The sequence below is a fragment of the Streptomyces sp. SID4985 genome (assembly GCF_009863025.1).
GTDB lineage: Bacteria > Actinomycetota > Actinomycetes > Streptomycetales > Streptomycetaceae > Streptomyces.
Window position 1 is genome coordinate 1 of record NZ_WWIR01000286.1, and the last position, 2,220, is coordinate 2,220.

The following is a 2,220-nucleotide window of genomic DNA, read 5'->3' on the forward strand; positions in this document are numbered from 1 at the left end:
GCGCCGACGACGGTGTGCAGCTCGTCGATGAAGAGGACGACCTCCTCCGACGCCTCGGTCACCTCCTTGATGACCTTCTTCAGCCGCTCCTCGAACTCACCCCGGTACTTGGCCCCGGCCACCAGACCGGCCAGGTCAAGCTCGACGACCCGGCGGCCCTCCAGCGTGCGCGGCACGTCACCGGAGACGATCCGCTGGGCCAGACCCTCCACGATGGCGGTCTTGCCGACACCCGGCTCACCGATGAGCACCGGGTTGTTCTTCGAGCGACGCGAGAGGATCTCGATCGTCTGCTCGATCTCCTCGCCCCGGCCGACCACCGGGTCGAGCTTCCCGGCCTTCGCCTCGGCGGTCAGATCACGGCCGTACTCGTCCAGGGTCGGCGTGCTGCTCGGCTCCTGCGGGGCCTCGCCGCGCGGGGCCGTACCGGCGTCGCGCGCGACCCGGTCGGTGTCCACCCCGAGATTGCGGGCGACCGTGGTGGCCTGGTCGTTGCCCGGGTCGAGCAGCGCCTGCAGGATGTGCTCGGGGCCGATGTACGAAGCACCGCTCGCCTGCGAGCGGGCGTGGGCGCCGATCAGCACGCGCTTGGCGGCCGGGGTCAGCCCCGGCTCGGCGGACGGAGTGCCGCTGCCCGCGGGCAGCGAGGCCTCCAGCTCCTTGGCCAGCTTGTCCGGGTCCGCCCCGGCGCGGGCCAGCAGCGAACGGGACGGCTCGACCTGGGTCGCCGCCCACAGCAGATGCTCGGTGTCCAGATCCTCGCTGCCGTCCTCGGCGGCCCGGCGCGAGGCGCGCGCTATGAGTTCACGCGCCGACTCCGTGAGCAGGCGCCCCACCGGCACCCGCTGCACGGCCGGCGGCGAGGACGCGGCCGACATCCCGAAGAAACGATTCAACAGATCGGAGAAAGGATCTGACGATCCAAAAGAGCCGAAGCCCATCGGTGGCACTGACAAGTTCATCAGCCTCCTCATCTCCCCGTGCGGGAAACCCCACCTAATCACAGGGGCCTTGAGGAAGTCCCGTACTACCGGACAATCACAACGGGCTCTCACGCAATGCCGAGCGCGGTCCGGCGGTCGTGCCGCCGGACCGCGTCGGTCAGTGGTGCAGCAGCCGGGCCAGCAGCAGATAGGCGCGCTGCTCGGCCGCGGCGAGCGCCGCCGGGTCGATCCCGGCCGACCACAGCTCGCCCGCCGCCGCGTCGTCGGCGTCCCGCAGCTCCACCACGGTCACCGCGAGCCGTACCGGGATGACCGGGTGCACCGGGCGGCTCGCGGCCAGCGCCCGCTCCGCCCGCCGGGTCGCGTCGGAACAGGCCGCCAGCGCGCGCTCCACACGCACCGCCGCCTGGTCGTGCACCACGAGCAGCGAACAGGCGAGCCCCACGACGATCCCGAGCAGACTGCCGAGCCCCCGGTCGAAGATCAGTGTCTCCGGTGAGGTGGGGTCGGCCAGATCGCTCAGCAACAGCGCCAGCGGGGTCAGGAAGACCACGCCCAGGCCGTAGTTGCGCACGACCATGTACTCGAGCAGGAACTCCAGGATCACGACCACCAGCGCGAGGAGCGCGGGTTCGGGATGCCCGGCCAGCACCCCCAGCGCGATCAGCAGGCCGACGGCCGTGCCCAGGGTGCGCTGGACGGCGCGCTGCATCGTCGTGCGCACGTTGACCGCGTGCAGCACGGCGGCGGCCGAGATCGCGGCCCAGTAGCCGTGCCCCAGACCGAGGCCCACGGCCACCCCGCCCGCCACCAGCGTGCCGAGGAACATCCGCACCGCGGGCACCACCAGCACCGCCATCGGCGTGTGACCGCCGGGGCGGCCGCGCACCAGTATCCAGGCGCGCCGGGCCGCCGGATCGATGGGCGTGGTCCGCTGCCACCGGTGCTTGCGGCGCACCGAGGTCACCGGCGTGTGCGCGGACAGGTCGGGCAGCACCGGCGGATTGCTGATCCGCCGGTCGGCCAGCAGATCGGCCTGCGCGCGCAGCAGCCGCGCCAGCTCGGCCGGGTGGTGCGGGAGCCGCACCGAGGAGTCGATCAGCACCGTCCAGGACAGATCGGTGAGCCGCACGGTGGCCGTGTCCCGGCTGACCCGGTCGCCGTCCGTCGGCGGCGCCAGACCGAGACTGTGGTACGCCTGGAGCACGGCGGCCGTGGCCCGCTGCCGCGAGCGCCCGGTGCCGCCCCGGGCCGAGTCCATCAGCTCCGCGAGCGA

The 2,220-nt window shown here is 72.7% G+C and carries 2 protein-coding genes; both read right to left on the reverse strand.

Translation table 11 applies throughout. The features are described 5' to 3' along the window. The coding region (locus GTW40_RS11850; RefSeq protein ID WP_161180134.1) for a Clp protease N-terminal domain-containing protein at positions 1 to 962 on the reverse strand (962 nt) is incomplete at its 3' end. 139 nt (positions 963 to 1,101) lie between these two features. Next, the coding region (locus GTW40_RS11855) for an FUSC family protein (protein WP_161180135.1) at positions 1,102 to 2,220 on the reverse strand (1,119 nt) is incomplete at its 5' end.